Raw genomic sequence first — 20412 nt, 5'->3', positions numbered from 1 at the left:
CCCACCCGTGCCGCGCAAGCGGCGCCCGATGCGCAACGCGGCGCGTGCCGTCCCCCTGCTGCCGGCTGTCGTCCTGCTCGTCATCTTCCTGGTCGGCCCCGTCATCTCGTCGTTCTACGGGTCGTTCACGAACTCCGCGCTGACCGGCGTCGGCGCTTCGGACCAGCAGTTCGTCGGCATGAAGAACTACGTCGAGCTGTTCCAGGATCCCGACTTCCCGAAGTCGGTCATCCTGACGGTCGTCTTCCTGTTCGCCTCGGCCGTGGTCGGGCAGAACGTGCTCGGGCTCGGCCTGGCGCTGCTCATGCGCGAGGCCAACAAGGTCGTCCGGTCGATCGTCGGCACCTTCGTCGTCGCGGCCTGGGTCCTGCCCGAGATCGTCGCCTCGTTCGCCGCGTACGCGTTCTTCAACGACCAGGGCACGCTGAACTCGTTCCTCGCCTTCTTCGGCATCAAGGGCGCCAACTGGCTGTATACGTTCCCGATGCTGGCGATCATCCTGGCGAACATCTGGCGCGGGACCGCGTTCTCGATGCTCGTGTACTCGGCCGCCGTGCAGGAGGTCCCGGAGGAGATCACCGAGTCCGCCGAGGTCGACGGTGCGACGGGCTGGCAGCGGCTCGTGTACATCACGCTGCCGGTGATCCGTAGGAGCATCTCCACCAACCTGATGCTGACGACGCTGCAGACGCTGTCGGTGTTCACGCTCATCTACGTGATGACGGGTGGTGGTCCGGGGACGAACTCCTCGACCCTGCCGATCCTGGCCTACCAAGAGGCCTTCAAGTTCTCGCAGCTCGGCTTCGGGACGGCGATCGCGACCATCCTGCTCGTCGTGGGTGCGGTCTTCTCGATCATCTACATCAAGGCCCTGAAGCCGGAGGTGGACTGACCATGGCGATCACCGTTCCCGACCGTCCCGTGTCCAACGTCACCCGGTCGGTGACCGCACCGGGTGCGCTGCACATGACGTCGCCCCGCGGCCGCACGATGCGGTGGACGGCGAACATCGTGCTGCTCGTCATCGCGGCCTGCTTCGCGGTGCCGCTGCTCTGGCTGGTCTTCGCCTCGCTCGACGCACAGGCCTCGCTGTCCGTGAAGATCCCGTCGCAGTTCACGCTCGACAACTTCACCAAGGTGCTGACACCGGAGCTGTCCTTCATCCCGCTCGCCAACAGCCTGCTGCTGTCCGGGGGCACGGCCGTCGTGACCGTGGTCGTCGCGCTGCTGGCGGCGTACCCGCTGTCCCGGTACAAGATGCGCGTGAACAAGCCGTTCCTGTACAGCATCCTGTTCGGGACCGGTCTGCCGATCACCGCGATGATGGTGCCCGTCTACGCACTGTTCGTGTCGCTCAACCTGATCGACAACATCTACGGCTGCATCTTCTTCCTCGCCGCGACCAGCCTGCCGATGGCGATCTGGATGGCGAAGAACTTCATGGACTCGGTCCCGATCTCGCTCGAAGAGGCCGCGTGGACCGACGGTGCGTCGATGTTCACCACGCTGACCCGGATCGTCATCCCGCTGATGCGTCCGGGCATCGCCGTCGTGTCGATCTTCGTGTTCATCCAGGCGTGGGGGAACTTCTTCGTCCCCTTCGTCCTGCTGCTCTCGCCGGACAAGGTGCCGGCCGCCGTCAGCATCTTCAACTTCTTCGGGCAGAACGGTGCGGTCGCCTACGGGCAGCTCGCAGCGTTCTCGATCGTCTACTCGGTGCCCGTCATCGCGCTCTACGTGCTCGTGTCCCGCGGCCTCGGCGGGGGCAACGCCCTCGCCGGCGGCATCAAGGGCTAGCCGCCAGCGCTCTCCTCGGAAGGAACATCCCGCAATGCACAAGGACGAACCACTCGTCGAAGCCCGGATCGCCCGCCTGGTGCGTGACCGCGTCGACCCCGCGGTGCACCGCCGGTCCGCACCGGTCACCATCGAGGCGTGGGAGGTGCCGGACGAGCCGGTGCCCTTCGACCAGGCCGTCGGCCAGACGTACACCCCGTTCCAGGTCGGCTCGCCCTGGGGCGGCCGCCCCTGGGGCACCACCTGGTTCCACGTCACCGGCACGGTGCCGGCGGACTTCGGCACCGCCGAGGGCACGACGGCGGAACTGCTCGTCGACCTCGGGTTCACCAAGCGGCACCCCGGCTTCCAGGCCGAGGGCCTGGCGTACCGCCCGGACGGCACCACCATCAAGGCCATCGAGCCGCGCAACAACGCCGTGCCGCTGACGGTCGGCCCGGGGGAGTCGTTCGAGCTCTACGTCGAGGCCGGCGCGAACCCGGACATCGGCGGCGACTCGTTCCAGGGCGCGACGCCGCTCGGGTCCCGCTCGACCGCGGGCGACGACCCGATCTACCGCGTCGCGGCGCTGCACGTCGTCGAGCGCGACGACACCGTCTGGGAACTGCAGCAGGACCTCTGGGTCCTGCGCGGCCTGATGGCGGAGCTCCCGACCGACGGCACCCGCGGCGCCGACATCCTGCGCGCACTCGAGCGTGCCGCCGACGCGCTCGACCCCGACGACGTCGCCGGCACCGCCGCTGACGCCCGGGCCGTCCTGGCTCCGGTGCTCGCCGTCCCCGCGTCCGGCGCAGCGCACCGCGCGATCGCCGTCGGGCACGCCCACATCGACTCCGCCTGGCTCTGGCCGGTCCGCGAGACGAAGCGCAAGTGCGCCAGAACGTTCTCGAACGTGCTCGACCTGATGGACCGCGACCCCGACTTCACGTTCGCGTGCTCGTCCGCGCAGCAGTACGCGTGGATGCGGGACGAGTACCCGTCGGTCTTCGCGCGCATCAAGCAGCGCGTCGCCGAGGGACGCTGGATCCCGGTCGGCGGGATGTGGGTCGAGTCCGACACGAACCTGCCCGGTGGCGAGGCCCTCGCGCGCCAGTTCGTCGCGGGCAAGCGGTTCTTCCTCGAGGAGTTCGGCGTCGACACCCCCGAGGCATGGCTCCCGGACTCGTTCGGGTACACGGGGGCGCTGCCGCAGATCGTCCGCGCCGCGGGGTCGAAGTGGTTCGTCACGCAGAAGCCGTCGTGGAACGAGACGAACGTCATCCCGCACACCTCGTTCAACTGGGAGGGCATCGACGGCTCCCGGATCCTCACGCACCTGCCGCCGGCGGACACCTACAACTCGGACGTCTCGCCCGCCGACCTGCACCGTGGGGAACGGCAGAACAAGGAGCGCGGGACCGCGAACACCTCGATGCTGCTCTACGGCTTCGGCGACGGCGGCGGTGGACCGACGCGCGAGATGGTCGCAGCCGCCCACCGGCAGCACGACCTCGACGGGTCGCCCCGGGTGTCGCTCGGCACCCCGGCGCAGGTGTTCGAGCAGCTCGAGCAGGAGCTCCCGACGCCCGGGGTCTGGTCGGGGGAGATGTACCTCGAGTTCCACCGCGGCACCTACACGTCGCAGATCCGGACCAAGCAGGGCAACCGACGGTCCGAGCACCTGCTGCGCGAGGCCGAGCTCTGGGCGGCCACCGCGGCCGTGCGGCTCGGACTCGACTACCCGTACGACGAACTCGAACAGGCCTGGCACACCGTCCTGCTGCAGCAGTTCCACGACATCCTGCCGGGCTCGTCAATCGCCTGGGTCTACGAGAACGCCGAGGAGAACTACCGGCTCGTCGCGGACACCCTCGAGGGGCTCATCGGCACCGCCACGACCGCACTGGCGAACGGCGGGGCCGCGGCGCTCGCCGGGGTCGGTTCGTCGTCGGCGTCGGTCGCCGGGGGCGGGTCGGGGCTGCTCGACGCGCCGTCGTCCGAGGCCGTCGGCGGCACGGGCACCAGCGGGTCGTTCGTGCGCTTCAACGCCGCGCCGGTCACGTCGGGGCACGCCGCCGCGCTGGGTGGTTCCGTCGGTCCCGAGACGCAGGCCGTGCCTCCCGTCCCGCACGGTGACGGCTTCGTGTTCGACACCGGCGCGGTCGTGGCGACCATCGACGCGGCCGGCCACGTCGTGTCCTTCGTCGAGCACGGCACCGGGCGCGACGCGATCGCCCCCGGGGCGGCCGGCGCGGAGTACACCGTGTTCCGCGACACCCCGAACCAGTGGGAGGCGTGGGACATCGACCGCGCCTACCAGCGCAACGGGAAGCCGCTGTCCGCGTCCTCCGTCGCGATCGAGGGCGACACGGTGGTCGTCGTGCGCGCGGTCGGTTCGTCGACCGTCACCACCCGGTACTCGGCCGTCGCTGGCGAGCCGGAACTCGTGGTCGAGACCGAGGTCGACTGGCACGAGCAGCAGAAGCTGCTGAAGCTGGCGTTCCCGCTCGACCTCAAGGCGGACCAGGCCTCGAGCGAGATCCAGTTCGGCCACATCGACCGGCCGACGCACCAGAACACGTCGTGGGACTTCGCCCGGTTCGAGACGAGCGCCCACCGCTGGGTGCACGTGGCCGAGCCCGGGTTCGGGGTCGCCGTCGCGAACGACTCGACGTACGGGCACGACATCACCCGCGCGACCCGTCCGGACGGCGGCACGACGACGCTCGTGCGCGAGTCGCTGCTGCGCGGGCCGACGTTCCCGGACCCGCACGCCGACCAGGGGCACCACGTGTTCCGCACGGTGCTGCGTGTCGGTCCCTCCGTGCTCGACGCGGCCGACTCGGGGTACCGGCTGAACCTGCCGGTGCGGTCGGTGGCCGGGTCGACCGAGGTGTCGCCGCTGGTGACGGTGTCGTCGCCGCAGGTCCTCGTCGAGGCCGTGAAGCTCGCCGAGGACCGCTCGGGTGACGTGGTCGTGCGGCTGTACGAGGCACTCGGCGGTCGGGCGACCGACGTCGGCATCGACTTCGGCTTCGACGTCGCGTCCGTCACGCAGGTCGACCTGCTCGAACGGCCGCTGGACGCATCGTGGGACGCGGGGGAGCCCGTCGTCCTGACGCTCCGCCCGTTCGAGATCGTCACGCTGCGGGTGCGGCGGGCATAGACCGCGGCACCGGACGGACACGGGTGCGTCCGTCCGGCGCCGTGTTGCACGGCGGGTTGGCAGGCCCGTTGTGTGTGGCGCGGAGGAAGTCGAATCGCGCGCAGGGGGTCGGATCGCGCGTGGTGGGTTGGAGTTCCCGACCGACCACGCGCGATCCGACTTTCCAGCGCAACCGGTGTGGGAACGAACGAGGACTCCTCCACAGAGCGTCTGACTGGAGGGTCGTCCACAGTTCGGTCCGTCGCCCCCGTTCAGCTGTCCTCGGCCCGGCAGCGTGGTGGCATGGAACGACCGCTCCCGATCATCAGGGCCACTGCGATGCGAGAGGCCGGCCGAGTGGGTTCGACGCTGCGGCGACGTGCGGGAGAGCCCGGTCCGGACGGGCTCGTGCGCCTGGGGCCCAACGCGTTCGCGCGAGCGACGGACTGGGCTGGGGCAGGGACGCGCGTCCGCTACGTCACGCGCGTCTGGGCGCGACTCGCCCGGCTCAGTGAACCGGCGTCGGCGTCGCACGTGTCGGCTGTCGCCCTGCACGGTCTCGCCTGGCTGTACGGCTGGCCCGACACCGTCCACCTCACGGTCCCGAAGTCGCGCTACCGGTCCGCCAGCAACGGCCTCGCACTGCACACGCGGCCGTTGTGTCCGGACCAGGTCAAGCGGGACGGGCCGATCACCGCGACGAGCATCCCGCGCACGGTGGTCGACGTCGCGCTGACGGGTGACGTGCGGGCGGCGGTCGTCGTGGCTGACTCGGCCCTCCGCGCCGGGGCGACGCCTGACGAACTCACAGCGGCACTGCCAGCGGCCCCGGGCTCACGGGGGCGTCGTACCGCCGAACTCGTGCTCGACCTGGCGGACGCGCGGTCCGGGTCCGTCGCCGAGTCACTCGGGCGCGTGGTCTTCCGTGAACTCGGGCTGCCCGAACCCGTGCTGCAGCAGGAGTTCGTCGTCCACGGCAGGCGGATCATCGTGGACTTCTGGTTCCCGGAGCAGGGCGTCGTCATCGAGATCGACGGCCGTGCGAAGGACACGCAGGACCGCTACCGCGCAGGTCGTTCCCCGACCGAGGTCTTCATCGACGAGAAGCGTCGCCAGGAAGCCGTGCTCACCGTCCCGGACGTCAGGCGGATCCTCCGGGCCGAGCGGCGTGACCTCCTGCACCCCGAACTGCTCGTGCCGCGTCTTCGTGCTGCGGGTCTGCCGTGCGCTCTCCGCCCCGGCAGCAGTGACCGCCTGGTGGTCGGTTGATCCCGGAGGCCTAGCGTGGGCGCATGCCCGTCACCGAGATCTGGCTCGTCCGTCACGGCGAGTCCACCGCGAACGTCGCTGCCGAGCGCGCGGAGGCGGCCGGTGACGACCTGATCGCGATCGAGCAGCGCGACCCTGACGTCCCGCTCAGCACCGTCGGGGAGCAGCAGTCGCGAGCCCTCGGTACCGAGCTCGCCGAACGCGGCATGGGGTCCGTGCCGGTCGCGCTGTGGGTGTCGCCCTTCCTCCGGGCGCAGCAGACGATCGACATCGCGATCCAGTCCGGCGGTGTCGACGAGCCCCCGCGACGGGTCGACGAGCGACTGCGCGATCGCGAGCTCGGCGTGCTGGAGCGCCACACGCTGCGCGGCGTGGCGAACCGCCATCCGGACGAGGACGAACGCCGGCATCGGCTCGGCAAGTACTACCACCGGCCGGCGGGCGGCGAGTCGTGGGTCGACGTCCAGGCCCGGCTGCGCTCGGCCTTCATGGACATCGACCGCATCGACGGCCCGGAGCGCCTGGTCATCGCCGCGCACGACGTCGTGGTGACGCTGGCCGTGGCGGTGTGCCTGGACCTCGACGAAGCGGCCCTGACGGAGTTCACGGCCGCCAACCCGGTGGGCAACGCGTCCTTGACCCGTCTCGGCCGCGCGGGGCTCGGCCAGCCATGGACCCTCGTCGAGTTCTCCGCCGTCGAGCACCTGGCCTGACCCCAACCCGATCCCGCCGGTCCAGCCGCGGCCCACATGGATGGTCGTTTCGCGCGTAGGTAGCCCGAACTTCCGACCGACAACGCGCGATTCGACATCCTTTGCTCGGAACGGGCCCCGGAGGCGCGCACCCGCTAGCCCCGCAGGGTCTCCACGGCCTTGTCGATGCGGCGCTGCCGGGTCTCCGGTGACTTCGCCTGCTCCACCGGGTCCGCCAGCGCCCGCTGACGCGAGTTCGACAGCGCATCGAACGCCGCTCGCACGCCGGCCGACGACATCGCCGCCACCAGGTCCTCGGGCAGGGGCACCTCGCGCGGTGCGGTGTCGACCACCAGCGTCACCTCGACCGCGTCCCCGCCGGCGACCCCGGACGCCGCACGGTGTGCTGCCGACAGCGGGACGAGGTACTGCCCGCCCATCACGCCCACGGTCGAGCGGTAGGTGTACCCGCCGTTCAGCGTGACCACCACGGCCGGGCGCTTGCCCGCCCCCAGCGCTTCGATGACCTCGGGCGGGACGGGCAGCCCGGTCGCCGTCTGCCGTGCCTGCAGGACCGCCGTCGTGAACTGCACCCGTGCCTCCAGTCCGAGCCAGCAGCGGCGACCGCCGCGTCGTGAGGAACCGTACAACCGCACCGCGAGTTCCGCCAGCGTTCACCATCGCACCACGAGCCGGATACCGGCCGCGTCCACGATCATCCAGAACCCGATCCGCGGGGTCCCCGAACGCACCCGAAAGGCACTCTCCGTGCAGAACAAGCGCACCCTGGCCGGCATCGCCCTCGCCGCAGCCGCAGTGGTCACCCTCGCCGGTTGCTCGGCGACGAGCTCGGCATCGACCGGCAGCAGCAGCAGCGGCGCCGCCGACTGGAAGACGGCAACGAGCGCCGAGAGCGCCGGCGGCATGGACGCACTGGTGAAGGCCGCGAAGGCGGAGGGGCAGCTCAACGTCATCGCGCTCCCGCCGACCTGGGCCAACTACGGCAAGATCATCGACGGCTTCAAGCAGAAGTACGGCATCACGATCAACTCCGCGAACCCGAACGGCTCGAGCGCCGACGAGGTCGCCGCCGTGAAGTCGCAGAAGGGCCAGTCGACGGCGCCGGACGTGCTCGATCTCGGCAACGCCGTGCTGCAGCAGAACCTCGGTCTGCTGACGGACTACAAGGTCGCGAACTGGAGCGACATCCCCACGACCCTCAAGGAGCAGGACGGCGCCTGGACCCGCGACTACACGGGTCTGATGTCGATCGGGTACGACTCCAGCAAGATCAAGGACGCCCCGAAGGACCTGGAGGACCTGCTCGGCTCGGAGTACAAGGGCAAGGTCTCGATCGCCGGTGACCCGACCCAGGCGAACCAGGCCGCCAGCGCGGTCTACCTCGCCGCGCTCGAGAACGGCGGCTCGGCCGACGACATCACGAAGGGCGTCGACTACTTCGGCAAGCTGAAGCAGGCCGGCAACTTCCAGAACGTGCTGCCGTCGCAGGCCACGGTCGCCTCGGGTGAGACCCCGGTCGTCGTCCAGTGGTCCTACAACAACCTGGCGTGGGGCCCGGCTGCGGGATCGTCCGGCAACAAGCACTGGAAGACCGTCGTGCCGAAGGGGCAGGCGCTCGGTTCGTACTACGCGCAGGCGATCAACAAGGACGCCCCGCACCCCGCCGCTGCCCGCCTGTGGCAGGAGTACGTCGCCAGCCCGACCGTGCAGAACCTGTACCTGCAGGCCGGCGCGTTCCCGTCGACCCTGGCCGCGCTCGAGAAGTCGGGCAAGGTCGACCAGGACGCCCTCGACGCCGCCGGTGGCGCGCCGAAGGACTACGTCGAGCTGACCGACGACCAGGTGACCGCGGCCGCGAAGGTCCTGGCGGCCAAGTGGTCCTCGACGATGGGGTCCTGAGCAGCATGACCACCGCATCGGCGCCCGGCGCGACCGGGGGACCGGCCGCCACCCTCGTCACCAGCGAGCAGGCGACCGCAACCCGGTCCGGCGCGGGCGTCGATGCGCTCGCTCGTCGCGGTGCCGGTCCCCGTGCCCGGCGCCGCGTCGGCATCGCGTGGCTCGGTCTCACCCCGTTCGCCGCGTACGTCCTGCTCTTCCTCGCCGTGCCGGCGCTGATCGCGGTGGGGTCCGGCTTCTTCGACGCGACGGGGAACCTGACGCTGGCGAACCTGTCGGCGTTCCGCGACCCGAGCGTCCTCCGTGCCTTCGGCGGCTCGTTCGGCCTCTCCGCGGTCTCCGCCGTGCTCGGTGCCGTGATCGGTGCGCTCGTCTGCTGGGCGCTCGCCGCGCTCCGGCCGGACGGGGTCGTCCGGTCGATGATCGACTCCGCGGCCAGCGTGCTGGCCCAGTTCGGCGGCGTGATGCTCGCGTTCGCGTTCATCGCCACGATCGGCACGCAGGGGCTCGTCACGGCGTGGCTCGTGTCCACGTTCCACTGGGACCTCAACGCCGACGGCGCCTTCCTGTACACGGTGCCCGGCCTGGTGATCCCGTACGTCTACTTCCAGGTACCGCTCATGGTCCTGACGTTCATGCCCGCACTCGAGGGCGTCAAGACCCAGTGGGGCGAAGCCGCCGCGACGCTGGGGGCATCGCGCGCGACGTACTGGCGCCGTGTGGCCCTGCCCGTGCTCGCTCCGGCCTTCTGGGGATCGCTGCTGCTGTTGTTCGCGAACGGGTTCTCGTCGTTCGCGACCGCGGCGGCGCTCATCTCGCAGGGCGGCATCGTCCCGCTGACGATCCGCGCGCAGCTCACCAGCGAGACGATCATCGGCCTGCAGAACGTGGCCGGGGTGCTCGCCCTGGGCATGGTCGTCGTGATGGCGGTCGTCATGGGCGCCTACTCGCTGCTGCAGCGCCGCGCCGCCCGGTGGCAGCGATGAGCGCGGGAGCGCCGGCGCGTCCGGCTCGTTCCGGTCGGTCTGGAGGCCCGGCCCGCGTCCCACGGTTCGGCGCGGCCCCGTCACGGGGCACCGCGGCGGTCGTCCTGGTCGTCGTCGGGCTCGTGTTCGCCGTGCCGCTGGTCGCGCTGGCGCAGTTCACGTTCCGCCAGGGCACCGACGGCAGCCTGACCACGGCCCACTACGCGGCCATCGCGGACCCGGCGAACATCGGCACGTACCAGCCGGTGTTCGACGGCCTCGGTGCGTCACTCGTGATCGCGGTCATCGCCGTCGCGATCGTCCTGCTCGTGCTCCTGCCCGCCCAGGTCATCACCGCCCTGCACCACCCGCGACTCCGACGCGTCGTGGAGTTCGTCTGCCTGGTGCCGATCACCGTGCCGGTCGTCGTGCTCGTGGTCGGGTTCGTCCCCGTCTACCAGGTCGTCGCCCAGGTGTTCGGGTCCGGCGCGTGGACCCTCTCCTTCGCCATCGGCATCATCGCGCTGCCGTTCGCCTTCCGTCCGATCTCCGCCGCGATCACCGCGATGGACCTGACCACGCTGACCGAGGCGGCCCGTTCCCTCGGGGCGTCCTGGTGGACGGTCACGTGGCGGGTGCTCCTGCCGAACCTGCGTCGGGGGATCCTGGCCGCGTGCTTCCTGACGATCACGGTCGTCCTCGGTGAGTACACCCTGGCGTCGTTCCTCTCCCGCACCACCTTCCAGACGGCACTGCTCCTGGTGCAGGGGACCGACCCGTACGTCGCGGCGATCTTCTCGCTCGGCGCCCTGGTGTTCGGGTTCCTGCTGCTCGTCGCCATCGGCCGGATCGGACAGCGCCGCACGCGCGTCCGTCGTCACCAGACCAAGGACCCCGCATGACCACCACCGCACCCGCCGCTCCCGCCTCGCTGGCCGGCACCGGAGCCGTCGTCGAGCTCGACGCCGTCGAGAAGCGCTACGGCACCCACCGCGCGCTCACCGGGCTGTCCCTGCGGGTCGGACCCGGCGAGTTCCTGTCGCTCCTCGGGCCCTCCGGCTGCGGCAAGACGACGGCGCTCCGGGCGCTCGCCGGCCTCGAGGCGATCGACGCCGGCGCCATCCGCATCGACGGCGTCGACGTGGCGAACACGCCCGCGAACAAGCGCGACATGGGGATGGTGTTCCAGCAGTACTCGTTGTTCCCGCACATGACCGTGCGCCAGAACGTGGCCTTCGGGCTGGAGATGCGTCGGGTGCCGGCGGCGTCCCGGCGCGAGCGCGTCGTCGAGGCACTCGACATGGTGCACCTCGCAGACTTCGCCGACCGGTACCCGCACCAGCTCTCCGGCGGGCAGCAGCAGCGCGTGGCACTCGCCCGTGCGCTCGTCACCCGGCCCCGCGTCCTGCTGCTCGACGAGCCGCTGTCCGCGCTCGACGCCAAGGTGCGGGTGTCACTGCGCGAGGAGATCCGGCGCATCCAGACCGACCTCGGCATCACGACCGTGTTCGTGACCCACGACCAGGAGGAAGCGCTCGCCGTGTCCGACCGGATCGCGGTGATGAACGCCGGCAACATCGAGCAGATCGGCACGCCCGAAGAGCTGTACCGCTCCCCGTCCTCGGCCTTCACGGCGGATTTCGTCGGGCAGTCGAACCGGCTCGGGGGCGACCTGCGTGGTGGGGACGTGTTCGTGTACGGCTTCCGGGTTCCCGCGCTCGACCCGACCGCCGCCGACGGCCCGGTGCTCGCGTACGTCCGGCCCGAGGACATCGCCTTCGCTCCCGAGGGTGTCACCGGGACCGTCATCTCGTCGAGCTTCCTCGGGTCGATCCGGCGCACCACCGTCCGGCTCGACGACGACACCGTCATCACCGTGCAGCACGAGGTCGGTGACCGACGGACGACGGGTGACGCCGTCGCCGTCCGGCTGCTCGGCGCCCCGGTCGCGGTCGCGCCGGTCGCCTGACCGGGTCAGCGCTCGAAGCGTGCCTCCGCGGCGCCGGCCAGTGCGATGCGCACACGCTCGCGCATGTTCTCGGACATCGTGGGCAGGTCGGACACCGGGGCCCAGAACGCCTCGGTGTTCTCGCCGTCGGCCGGGTACGGGTCGCCGGAGACCCAGCGGCACGCGAACACCAGATCGAGGTACTGCGCACGGTCGCCGTTCGGGTAGGTCATCTCCGGCAGGGTCTGCACCCACGTCAGACGCTCGGCGACGGCCACGACGTCGGCTTCCTCGAGGACCTCGCGCTCGGCGGCGACGGCCGGCTGCTCGCCCGGGTCGACGATGCCCGTGACGGGGGTCAGCGCGCCGCTGTCCGCGCGCCGGACCACCAGGAGCTCCCGGTCCTCGCCGGCGCCACGGGTGACGACGGCGGTGACGCCGGTCAACCAGAGCGGGTCGGTGCCGATCTTCTCGCGGAGGGCCAGGACGAAGTCGGGGGTCGGCATGGGGCAACGCTACCGACGCGGTGGAACGGCGGAGCCCCGGCGCACCGACGGTGGTCGGTGCGCCGGGGCTCGTCGTCTGAGCGCAGCGGACCTAGTCGAGCCCGCGCACACGGAAGGTCGTCGGGGCGGAGACCGCATCGCCGACCTTCTTCACGATGGTGAACGTCTGCGCGCCGGAGTGCGAGACGGGGACCAGGTAGCGCCAGTTCGGCGAGATCCGCCGCTCGGTCGTGACGCCCGACTCGTCCGTGAACAGGTACCTGCCGTTCGGGAGGACCGTGCTCGGGGCATCCGGGATCGTCAGCTCCGCGGTCTTGCGGTCGGGCAGCACGCGGCCGCTCGCGACGACCGGCGTCGCGATCTCGTCGCTGCTGTCGCCAGGGGCGGTGAAGCCGGGGTCGGTGTCCCCGGGGGCGGGCTGGGCGACGATGTCCTCGGTGCCGGTCCGGGTGTCCACCTCGTGGGTCAGCGGTGCTGACGTCTGGCCGGCCTTCGTCTGCGTGATCGAGTAGGTGTTCTGCGCGTTGCGGGCCACGGTGCCGGTGAAGGCGGCCATGCCGGTCGCACCGATGTCCTCGCGGTGTTCCGTGCCGTCACTGTCCGTGAAGGTCGCGGTCGCCCCGGGGACCCCGTAGAGGTTGAAGAGGATGCGGTCACCCTGCACGCCCGGTTCGAAGGCGAAGGTCGGTGCAGGCAGGTCCTTGCCCGTCCTGTCCACGACGACCTCGGTGCGCGCCGAGGTGCCGGCCGGCAGCACGTACTCGGCGTGGTACACCGTCTTCTCACCGAACGGCGCGGCGACCCAGAGCTGCACGCCGTCGGACCCGAGCGGGCCGTACCACTCGCGGTCCTGGACGAGCGAGCCGGATGCGTCGTACAGCTTGATGTGACCACGACCGCCGTCGTTCCCGAGCTCGGGAGCATCGAAGAGCAGGCTCTGGTGGTCCCCCATCGTCTGGCCGAGCGTGACGACGGGCGCGGCGACACCGCTCGCGGTGAAGCCGGTGTCGGTGTCACCCGGTGCCGGCTGCGCGACGATCGGATCGGGCGTGTCGCCGCTGTGGTCGTCGCCGTGGACGCCCAGGTGCAGCACCTCGGACGGGGAGGACGCACCCGTCGCCGCGGTCGTCACGGCGGTGACGTCGTGCACGCCCGGCTTGAGCGGGCGCACGGTGTCGCAGTGCGCGATGCCGATCGAGCCGGGGAGGACCGGAGCAGTGCAGAGTTCCGAGCCGTCCGCGTCACGGACCGTGACCGACCCACCGGTCACGCCCTCCGTGAAGAGCTCGAACACGGCACGGTGGTCGCTTCCGATGGTGACGGTGTCGTACGCGTCAGGCTGCAGGAAGTCGCCGTCGTACGAGACGGCGATGAACGAGGGGGCAGCGGTGGAGGCCGTGGCTGCGGACGCGGGAAGCGCGCCGGCACCCGCGGCGAGGGTGGCGAGGACCGCGGCCGCGATGGCAGTGGGGCGGTAGCGATGGACGGAACGGGACATGAGACTCCAGGGTCGAAGGAATGAACATATGAAATATCTCATACGCATCGACCTGATCGTGACCATCGCCCTGATTGGTCATGACCAGTAGAGTGAGCTCGTGGAGATCATCATCCTGCCCACGCCCGCCGAGGTCGGTCGGGTCGCCGCTGCGAAGATCGCGTCCGTCGTCGCGGCCAAGCCGACCGCCGTGGTCGGTCTCGCGACCGGGTCCAGCCCCCAGGGCATCTACACCGACCTGCACCGCCGCGTCGCGGCAGGGGAGATCACCTTCGCCCAGGCCCGCGGCTTCGCCCTCGACGAGTACGTCGGGATCCCGCTCGAGCACCCCGAGTCCTACGCAGCCGTCATCGCCCGCGACGTCGTCGAGCCGCTCGGCTTCGACCCGTCGCGCGTCCGCGTGCCCGACGGCCGCGCAGCCGACATCGAGTTCGCGGCGAAGGAGTACGACGCCGCGATCCGGGCTGCCGGTGGGATCGACGTGCAGATCCTGGGGATCGGGGCGAACGGGCACATCGGCTTCAACGAGCCCACGTCGTCGTTCGCGTCCCGCACCCGGATCAAGACGCTCGCCCCGTCCACGCGCGAAGCCAACGCCCGGTTCTTCGACTCCCTCGACCAGGTCCCGACGCACTGCATGACCCAGGGACTCGGCACGATCCTCGAGGCCCGGCAGCTGGTCCTCGTCGCGCAGGGCTCCGCGAAGGCCGCCGCGATCGCCGCCGCGGTCGAGGGGCCGCTGTCGTCGTTCGTCCCCGGCAGCGCCCTGCAGCTCCACGAGCACGCCACCGTCGTCGTCGACGAAGCCGCCGCCGCCGAGCTGCAGCTCGGGGACTACTACCGGTACACCTACGCGAACAAGCCGGAGTGGCAGCGCTTCGAGTAGCCCGTCAGCTGCGGGCGGTGTACGCGTCCCGCAGGCGTGACAGGCCCTCGCGCAGGGTCTCCTCCGAGCACCCGAAGTTGAGTCGGGCGAAACCGCGACCCGGTCGCCCGAACGCCGGCCCGCTGGCGAGCGCGACCTTCGCCTCGTCGACGAGCACCGCGGCGGGGTCGTCGCCCCACGGCAGCGCCCTGAGGTCGATCCAGGACAGGTACGACGCCTGGGGCTGGCGGTGCAGGGCCCCGGGCAGGACGTCGCCGAGCTCCTCGGCCAGCACCCGCCGGTTCGCCGCGAGCTCCGCGAGCAGGGACGCCAGCCACGGGCCGCCCTCGCTGAACGCGGCGACGCTGGCGGTGTAGCCGAGGATCCCGGTGCGCTCGACGACCTCGGTGGGCATGTCGTCGAACCACGATCGCGCCCGGTCGGACGCCCCGACCATCAGCGCGCACTTGGTGCCTGCCAGGTTCCACGCCTTGCTCGCGCTGGTCAGGGCGACCCCGACCGCGGCGGCCTCGTCGCCCGCGTCGAGGAACGGCGTGAAGGTCGCATCGGCGTGCGTCAGCGGGGCGTGGATCTCGTCCGAGACGACGACGGCGTCCCACTCGGCCGCCAGGCGTGCCAGGGCGGCGAGGGACTCCCGGTCGTGCACGAGTCCGAGCGGGTTGTGCGGGTTGCAGAGCAGCACGGTCCGGGCGCCCTCGGCGAAGGCGCGACGGATGCCGTCCAGGTCGATGCGCCATGCGGCCGTGGTGTCGAACGGGTCGGCCGCCCCCTCGGGAGCCAGCAGCGGTACCTCGGTGACCGAGCCGCCGGCTTCGGTGATGTAGTCCCAGAACGGCGGGTACACGGGCGGCATGATGACGACCTGGTCGCCGGGCTCGATGACACGGCGCAGCGTCTCGACCGCGGCGACGGAGACGTCCGTGGTCGTGCGGACGAGATCGGGGTCGACCTGCCAGTCCCAGCGGTCACGGGCGAAGTCGGCGAAGGCCTCGGGGAGCGCCCGACCGTGTCCGACGTACCCGGTGTCGCCCGCGCTGACGGCGGCGGCGAGGGCCTCGCGCACGGGCTCGGCGAGCATGCTGTCCATCTCGGCCACGAACATTGGCAGCACGTCCGGCGGGTAGGCCGTGTACTTCTCGCTCGTGCGGGTCCGGCGTGCATCGAAGAGGGAGACCATGACGCTCATGCGCTCATCCTGGTGCATGCACGGTGAAATCCGGACGGCCGATCCGTGACGTCGTGACCGTCCCCCGTCCGAGGGGGCTAGCGTCACCGACGTGACCCGTCCTCGCGTGCACCGTCGCCCGCTCCTCCGTCCGGTCCCTCTCGCCGCAGCGGCCGTCGCCGTCGCGCTGCTGGGCGCGGTGGTCGTGACCCCGCCGGCCACCGCCGCCGGCACGACGGGGGTGACCACGGCCTCCCGGCCGGCCACCGACCCGGCTGCTTCCGTGGACCCGTTCATCGGGACCAGCCACGACGGCAACACCTGGCCCGGCGCGACCGCGCCGTTCGGCATGGTCGCGTGGAGTCCCACCGGCACCGCCGGCGACCAGACGTCGACACCCGTCGCGAACGGCTACTCGTACGACGTCGACCGCCTGCGCGGGTTCAGCCTGACGCACCTGAACGGCGCGGGCTGCGCACCCGGTGCCGCCGGCGACGTGCCGATCATGCCGGTCACGACCGCCGTGACGACCTCGCCGTCTGCCGACACCACCGATGCGGTCTACGCAGCGGGCTACTCCCACGACCAGGAGTCCGCCAGCCCCGGCCGGTACGGCGTCCAGCTCGACAACGGTGTCCGCACCGACCTGGCCGTCACGACCCGCGCCGGCGTCGGCGCGTTCACCTTCCCCGCCGGGAAGGCCGCCAACCTGCTCTTCCGCACCTCGAACTCGATCAACGGCAGCGAGGACGCCACCACCAGCGTCGACCCCCGCACCCGCACGGTCAGCGGCAGCGTCCTGACCGGCGGCTTCTGCAGCCGCCGCGCCAACGGCGGCGGCGCGACGAACCCCGACCGCCGCAGCTACTACCGCCTGTACTTCACCGCGACCTTCGACCGTGACTTCACGAGCACCGGCACCTGGAAGGACGGCACCGTCCAGCCGGGAGGCACGCACGTCTCCGGCGGAGAGGGCTACCTGACCGGGGCCGACCGTGCCGGACGCGGCTCCGGCGCGTGGATCGGGTTCGACGCGCGTCGCGGTGCGACGGTGCACGCCCGCGTCGGCATCTCGTACGTCAGCGCGGAGGGCGCCGTCGCGAACCGCGACGGTGAGGTCGGCCGGCGTGCGAGCGTCGACAGCGTGGCGGCGGCCACCCGGGCGTCGTGGAACCAGGAGCTCTCGCGCATCCGGGTCGGTGGCGGCACGCCGGAGCGGACCACCCAGCTGTACACCGCCGTCTACCACGCGCTGATGCAGCCCAACACGCTCAACGACCGGGACGGCCGCTACCTCGGGCCGGACCAGCGCGTCCACCGCATCGACCCGGGACACCGCGCGGTCTACGGCACGTACTCCGGCTGGGACCAGTACCGGGCGCAGATCCAGCTGCTCGCGCTGCTGCGGCCGGACGTCGCTGGTGACATGGCACAGTCGATGCTGCGGTTCGCCCAGCAGAACGGCGGCGTGTGGGACCGGTGGCTGCACCTCGGCGCACCGACCCACGTGATGACCGGCGACCCCTCGGCCGCGACGCTCGCCACCTGGTACGCGATGGGCGTGCGGAACTTCGACGTCCGTGCCGCCTACCAGTCGCTCCGCACCCAGGCGACGACGCAGAACGCCGACGCGCTCAGCGACATCGGGTGCCCGGGCCAGTGCCTGGCGCAGCGACCCGGGCTCGACCAGTACCTGCAGCGCCAGTACGCCGCGAACGACGACTGCCACTGCTGGGGTGGCGCGGCGGAGACCCTCGAGGACTCGATCTCGGACAGCGCGCTCGGGTACTGGGCATCGTCGCTCGGGCTCCGCTCCGACGCACGGATGTTCGCCGCGCGCGGGACGTACTGGGCGAACACGTTCGACCCGGCCGTCGGGTACCAGGCCGCACGGCAGGCCGACGGGTCGTGGGCACCGGACTGGTCGCCCTCGACCGGCGTCGGGTTCGCGCAGGGGACCAGCGCGCAGTACACGTGGCTGGTGCCGCAGGACGTGCAGGGCCTGTCGCAGGCGCTCGGGGGCGACGCCGCTGCGGTGGCACGGCTCGACACCTTCTTCCACGACGACTCGGGTGCGTTCGCGGTCACCGGCGGCGACGCCACGAAGTTCGACCCGACGAACGAGCCCGACATCCACACGCCGTGGATGTACAACGCGCTCGGGCAGCCCTGGAAGACCCAGGAGACCGTCCGCCGGGTCGTCGACGACGCGTACGGCACCGGGCCGAGTGGGCTCCCCGGCAACGACGACCTCGGCACGATGAGCGCCTGGTACGTGTTCGCGTCGATCGGGCTCTACCCGCAGACACCCGGGCGGGCCGAGATGCTCGTGGCCAGCCCGACGTTCTCGACGGTCGACATCCGGCGGGCCAGCGGGCAGCGGATCGTCATCCGGTCGTCCGGGACCGACACGTTCGTGCAGGGCGCCCAGCTGGACGGCCGGACACTCGGGCGGTCGTGGGTGCCGTCCTCGTTCGTCAACCGGGGTGGGACGCTCTCGCTGCAGGTCGGTGCGGCGCCGGACACGACGTGGGCCACCGCCCCGCGGGACCGGCCGCGCGACCGCTGATCAGCCGGCGAGCTCGGGTGCTGCCAGCAGGCGTGTGAGCGTGCTGCGTCCCAGCGCATGCATGGCCGGGTTCGTGTCGCGGTAGTACCAGGCGAGCCCCAGTGCCTGCTCGAGCGCCCACGCTGCCCCCCGAGACCACTCCACGTCGTCGCTGCCGACGCGCGTGCGGAACACCGCGCGCGCGTCGCTGTCCAGCATGTGCCACACGGCGACCAGGTCCAGCGCCGGGTCCGCCGGGCCGGTGCCGCCCGCGTCGAGCACCCCGGCCAGGCGGTCCCCGCGCACCAGCACGTTCGCCGGGATCAGGTCGCCGTGGGTCATCGCGTGCCGGTCCGGCTCCGGGAGTACGCGGAGCCGTTCCCACATCGACCGCAGCCGTTCGACGGGCAGCAGCCCGCCGCTGCGGGCGAGGCACTCCGCGACCCAGTCGTCGTGGTCCGGCAGGTGTCCTCCACGGCCGCTGCCCGCGAAGGAGCGGCCGCCCGTGTCGGCCGCGCGGAGCCGGAGCACCAGCGTGGCCAGGTCCTCGGCGAACGGCGTGCTGCGTGCGGCCCCGGCGGGCGTCCCGACGTCCCCAGGGATCCAGGTGTGCACCGTCCAGGGCAGCGGGTACCCCTCGCCCGGTGCGCCGATCGCGACCAGATCGGGTGTCGGGAGCGCTGCGATGCCCGCGAACTCCCGTGCGGCGTCGGCCTCGTGCCGCATCGTGGCGAGGACCGCGTCCGGGTCCCCGGCGTGCAGCGGGCAGCGGACGGCCAGGTCCTCGCCGAGCCGGAAGACCGCGTTGACCGTCCCCGCCAGCGGCAGCGCCCGGACCGGACGACTGCCCAGCGCCGGGAACTGGTGCTCGACGAGACGACGGACCCGGTCGGCGTCGACCGCGAGCTCGTCGTCGTGCATCACGGGCGATCGGCCCCCGCGGACCCGTGCGGGACGGACAGCTCGCGGCCGGCGCCCCACACGCGCAGGACCTCGAGGGTGGGCGACAGCGCGACCAGATCCGCCGCATGGCCCGGCGCGAGTCGACCGAGCCTGTCGCCGAGGCCGATCGCCGTCGCCGGGATGCTGGTCAGCGCCGCCACGGCCTCGGGGAGGGACGCGCCGACCTGGGTCACGGCCATCCGCAGCGCGACGTCCTGCGTCAGGGTGGACCCGGCGATGGTGTCCGTGCCCGCCACGTGGGCGACGCCGTCGGTGACGGACACGTCGAGCGACCCGAGCGTGTACGCGCCGTCGGGGGACCCGGCGGCGGCCATGGCGTCCGTGATGAGCGCGACGCGGCGCGGTGCCGCACGCAGCAGCACCCGGGCGACCGAGGGGTGCACGTGCACGCCGTCCAGGATGAGCTCGAGCGTCACGCGGTCGTCGGCGACCGCGGCGGCGATCGGCCCGGGCGCACGGTGGTGCAGGCCGGGCATGGCGTTGAACGCGTGGGTGAGGACCGTGGCGCCGGCGTCGAAGCCCGCGCGGGCCTGGTCGAACGAGGCGACGGTGTGCCCGACCGCGGCGACGACCCCGGCTGCGTGCACACGGCGGATCGCGTCGAGGGCACCGGGCAGCTCCGGTGCGATCGTGACCTGTCGCACCACTCCGTCGCCGGCGGTGAGCAGGGCCTCGACGTCGGCGGGGGTCGGCGGCACCAGGAAGTGCTCGTTGTGGGCGCCCTTGTTGTCCGGCGACAGGAACGGCCCCTCGAGGTGCACGCCCACGATCAGCGGGTCGGTTGCCATCACGGACCGGACGTGGTCGAGCGTGGTGGTGATCGCCGGGACCGGGTTCGCGACCAGGCTCAGGACCGAGCGGGTCGTGCCGTGCGCCCGGTGCACCGCGAGGGCGGCCCCGAAGGCGTCGTCCTCGTACGCGGCACCGCCGGCGCCGTGCCCGTGCAGGTCCACGAAGCCGGGGACGAGGGTGGCGTCGCCGAGGTCGACGACCTGGTCCGCCGCGGGCGCATCGGGTCCGGAGCCGACCGCGTGGATGGTCTCGCCGTCGAGCAGGACCCAGCCGTCGGGGGTGGACCCGGCCACGTCGACCAGGTGCGCGGCGCGGACCAGGGTGCGCCGGGCCTCCAGG

General features: G+C 71.8%; 17 protein-coding genes. 11 read left to right on the top strand and 6 right to left on the bottom strand.

Annotation, left to right across the window (positions count from 1 at the left end; genetic code table 11):
• Positions 1 to 28 precede the first annotated feature (28 nt).
• The 5 genes from DEJ13_RS15895 (at position 29) to DEJ13_RS15875 (ending at position 6903) form a co-directional block, all read left to right on the top strand.
• The gene (locus DEJ13_RS15895; RefSeq protein WP_235515422.1) at positions 29 to 892 is read left to right on the top strand and encodes a carbohydrate ABC transporter permease; all 864 of its coding nucleotides are present in this window, start codon (positions 29 to 31) and stop codon (positions 890 to 892) included.
• A gap of 74 nt (positions 893 to 966) precedes the next feature.
• Positions 967 to 1797 (top strand): carbohydrate ABC transporter permease, encoded by an 831-nt coding sequence (locus tag DEJ13_RS15890; protein WP_111106519.1) that lies wholly within the window; start codon positions 967 to 969, stop codon positions 1795 to 1797.
• Between the two features lie 34 nt (positions 1798 to 1831).
• Positions 1832 to 4942 (top strand): alpha-mannosidase, encoded by a 3111-nt coding sequence (locus DEJ13_RS15885; RefSeq protein ID WP_111106366.1) that lies wholly within the window; start codon positions 1832 to 1834, stop codon positions 4940 to 4942.
• 282 nt (positions 4943 to 5224) lie between these two features.
• Positions 5225 to 6190, top strand: coding sequence for a hypothetical protein (locus DEJ13_RS15880; protein WP_146245191.1), 966 nt, complete (start codon positions 5225 to 5227; stop codon positions 6188 to 6190).
• Positions 6191 to 6213: 23 nt separating this feature from the next.
• Positions 6214 to 6903 carry a histidine phosphatase family protein gene (locus DEJ13_RS15875; protein ID WP_056120389.1) on the top strand — a complete coding sequence of 230 codons (690 nt, stop codon included), beginning with the start codon at positions 6214 to 6216 and terminating at the stop codon, positions 6901 to 6903.
• A 134-nt stretch (positions 6904 to 7037) separates the two neighbouring features.
• On the opposite strand, the gene DEJ13_RS15870 is transcribed toward DEJ13_RS15875, so the two are convergent.
• Positions 7038 to 7475, bottom strand: a complete 438-nt coding sequence (locus tag DEJ13_RS15870; protein WP_111106368.1) for a YdeI/OmpD-associated family protein — start codon at positions 7473 to 7475, stop codon at positions 7038 to 7040.
• 175 nt (positions 7476 to 7650) lie between these two features.
• On the opposite strand from DEJ13_RS15870, the gene DEJ13_RS15865 reads away from it, so the two are divergent.
• The 4 genes from DEJ13_RS15865 to DEJ13_RS15850 are packed head-to-tail and all read left to right on the top strand — an operon-like array spanning position 7651 to position 11736.
• Positions 7651 to 8802, top strand: a complete 1152-nt coding sequence (locus DEJ13_RS15865) for an ABC transporter substrate-binding protein (RefSeq protein WP_056120445.1) — start codon at positions 7651 to 7653, stop codon at positions 8800 to 8802.
• A 5-nt stretch (positions 8803 to 8807) separates the two neighbouring features.
• Positions 8808 to 9788, top strand: a complete 981-nt coding sequence (locus DEJ13_RS15860) for an ABC transporter permease (RefSeq protein WP_056120442.1) — start codon at positions 8808 to 8810, stop codon at positions 9786 to 9788.
• The gene (locus DEJ13_RS15855) at positions 9785 to 10669 is read left to right on the top strand and encodes an ABC transporter permease (protein ID WP_111106369.1); all 885 of its coding nucleotides are present in this window, start codon (positions 9785 to 9787) and stop codon (positions 10667 to 10669) included. The genes DEJ13_RS15860 and DEJ13_RS15855 overlap by 4 nt, the downstream gene beginning before the upstream one ends.
• Positions 10666 to 11736: an ABC transporter ATP-binding protein gene (locus DEJ13_RS15850; RefSeq protein WP_111106370.1), complete on the top strand. Its 1071-nt coding sequence runs from the start codon at positions 10666 to 10668 to the stop codon at positions 11734 to 11736. Before DEJ13_RS15855 ends, DEJ13_RS15850 begins: the two co-directional genes overlap by 4 nt.
• Positions 11737 to 11741: 5 nt before the next feature.
• Here DEJ13_RS15850 and DEJ13_RS15845 read toward each other — a convergent pair whose 3' ends face one another.
• Positions 11742 to 12221 carry an NUDIX hydrolase gene (locus tag DEJ13_RS15845; protein ID WP_111106371.1) on the bottom strand — a complete coding sequence of 160 codons (480 nt, stop codon included), beginning with the start codon at positions 12219 to 12221 and terminating at the stop codon, positions 11742 to 11744.
• Between the two features lie 91 nt (positions 12222 to 12312).
• A complete protein-coding gene (locus DEJ13_RS15840) occupies positions 12313 to 13719 on the bottom strand; it encodes a hypothetical protein (protein ID WP_284158109.1) in 1407 nt (468 codons plus the stop codon).
• 100 nt (positions 13720 to 13819) lie between these two features.
• On the opposite strand from DEJ13_RS15840, the gene nagB reads away from it, so the two are divergent.
• On the top strand, positions 13820 to 14605 hold the full coding sequence (gene nagB / locus DEJ13_RS15835) for a glucosamine-6-phosphate deaminase (protein ID WP_111106373.1): 786 nt from the start codon (positions 13820 to 13822) through the stop codon (positions 14603 to 14605).
• Between the two features lie 4 nt (positions 14606 to 14609).
• Here the strand turns inward: nagB and DEJ13_RS15830 are convergent, their stop codons facing one another.
• A complete protein-coding gene (locus DEJ13_RS15830; protein ID WP_111106374.1) occupies positions 14610 to 15791 on the bottom strand; it encodes a MalY/PatB family protein in 1182 nt (393 codons plus the stop codon).
• Positions 15792 to 15882: 91 nt separating this feature from the next.
• Between DEJ13_RS15830 and DEJ13_RS15825 the strand changes: the two genes are divergently transcribed.
• Complete coding sequence (locus DEJ13_RS15825; RefSeq protein WP_258374048.1) at positions 15883 to 18339, top strand: GH92 family glycosyl hydrolase; 2457 nt, start codon at positions 15883 to 15885, stop codon at positions 18337 to 18339.
• On the opposite strand, the gene DEJ13_RS15820 is transcribed toward DEJ13_RS15825, so the two are convergent.
• Together DEJ13_RS15820 and nagA are read right to left on the bottom strand one after the other, a co-directional pair.
• Positions 18340 to 19239: a phosphotransferase gene (locus DEJ13_RS15820; protein ID WP_111106520.1), complete on the bottom strand. Its 900-nt coding sequence runs from the start codon at positions 19237 to 19239 to the stop codon at positions 18340 to 18342.
• Positions 19239 to 20411 (bottom strand): N-acetylglucosamine-6-phosphate deacetylase, encoded by a 1173-nt coding sequence (gene nagA, locus DEJ13_RS15815; protein WP_181436986.1) that lies wholly within the window; start codon positions 20409 to 20411, stop codon positions 19239 to 19241. Before nagA ends, DEJ13_RS15820 begins: the two co-directional genes overlap by 1 nt.
• Position 20412: the final 1 nt, after the last annotated feature.

The sequence above is a fragment of the Curtobacterium sp. MCLR17_007 genome, assembly GCF_003234655.2.
Taxonomy (GTDB): Bacteria; Actinomycetota; Actinomycetes; order Actinomycetales; family Microbacteriaceae; genus Curtobacterium.
Note: the sequence above shows the minus strand (reverse complement) of the source record. Positions and strands in the feature narration are given on the sequence as shown.

Bases quoted from the DNA above. Each gene is read 5' to 3' on its own strand.
- DEJ13_RS15860 (WP_056120442.1), top strand. From the start codon at position 8,808: ATGACCACCGCATCGGCGCCCGGCGCGACCGGGGGACCGGCCGCCACC.
- DEJ13_RS15880 (WP_146245191.1), top strand. From the start codon at position 5,225: ATGGAACGACCGCTCCCGATCATCAGGGCCACTGCGATGCGAGAGGCC.
- DEJ13_RS15855 (WP_111106369.1), top strand. From the start codon at position 9,785: ATGAGCGCGGGAGCGCCGGCGCGTCCGGCTCGTTCCGGTCGGTCTGGA.
- DEJ13_RS15820 (WP_111106520.1), bottom strand. From the start codon at position 19,239: ATGCACGACGACGAGCTCGCGGTCGACGCCGACCGGGTCCGTCGTCTC.
- DEJ13_RS15885 (WP_111106366.1), top strand. From the start codon at position 1,832: ATGCACAAGGACGAACCACTCGTCGAAGCCCGGATCGCCCGCCTGGTG.
- DEJ13_RS15895 (WP_235515422.1), top strand. From the start codon at position 29: ATGCGCAACGCGGCGCGTGCCGTCCCCCTGCTGCCGGCTGTCGTCCTG.
- DEJ13_RS15875 (WP_056120389.1), top strand. From the start codon at position 6,214: ATGCCCGTCACCGAGATCTGGCTCGTCCGTCACGGCGAGTCCACCGCG.
- DEJ13_RS15840 (WP_284158109.1), bottom strand. From the start codon at position 13,719: ATGTCCCGTTCCGTCCATCGCTACCGCCCCACTGCCATCGCGGCCGCG.
- DEJ13_RS15830 (WP_111106374.1), bottom strand. From the start codon at position 15,791: ATGAGCGTCATGGTCTCCCTCTTCGATGCACGCCGGACCCGCACGAGC.
- DEJ13_RS15890 (WP_111106519.1), top strand. From the start codon at position 967: ATGACGTCGCCCCGCGGCCGCACGATGCGGTGGACGGCGAACATCGTG.
- DEJ13_RS15850 (WP_111106370.1), top strand. From the start codon at position 10,666: ATGACCACCACCGCACCCGCCGCTCCCGCCTCGCTGGCCGGCACCGGA.
- DEJ13_RS15845 (WP_111106371.1), bottom strand. From the start codon at position 12,221: ATGCCGACCCCCGACTTCGTCCTGGCCCTCCGCGAGAAGATCGGCACC.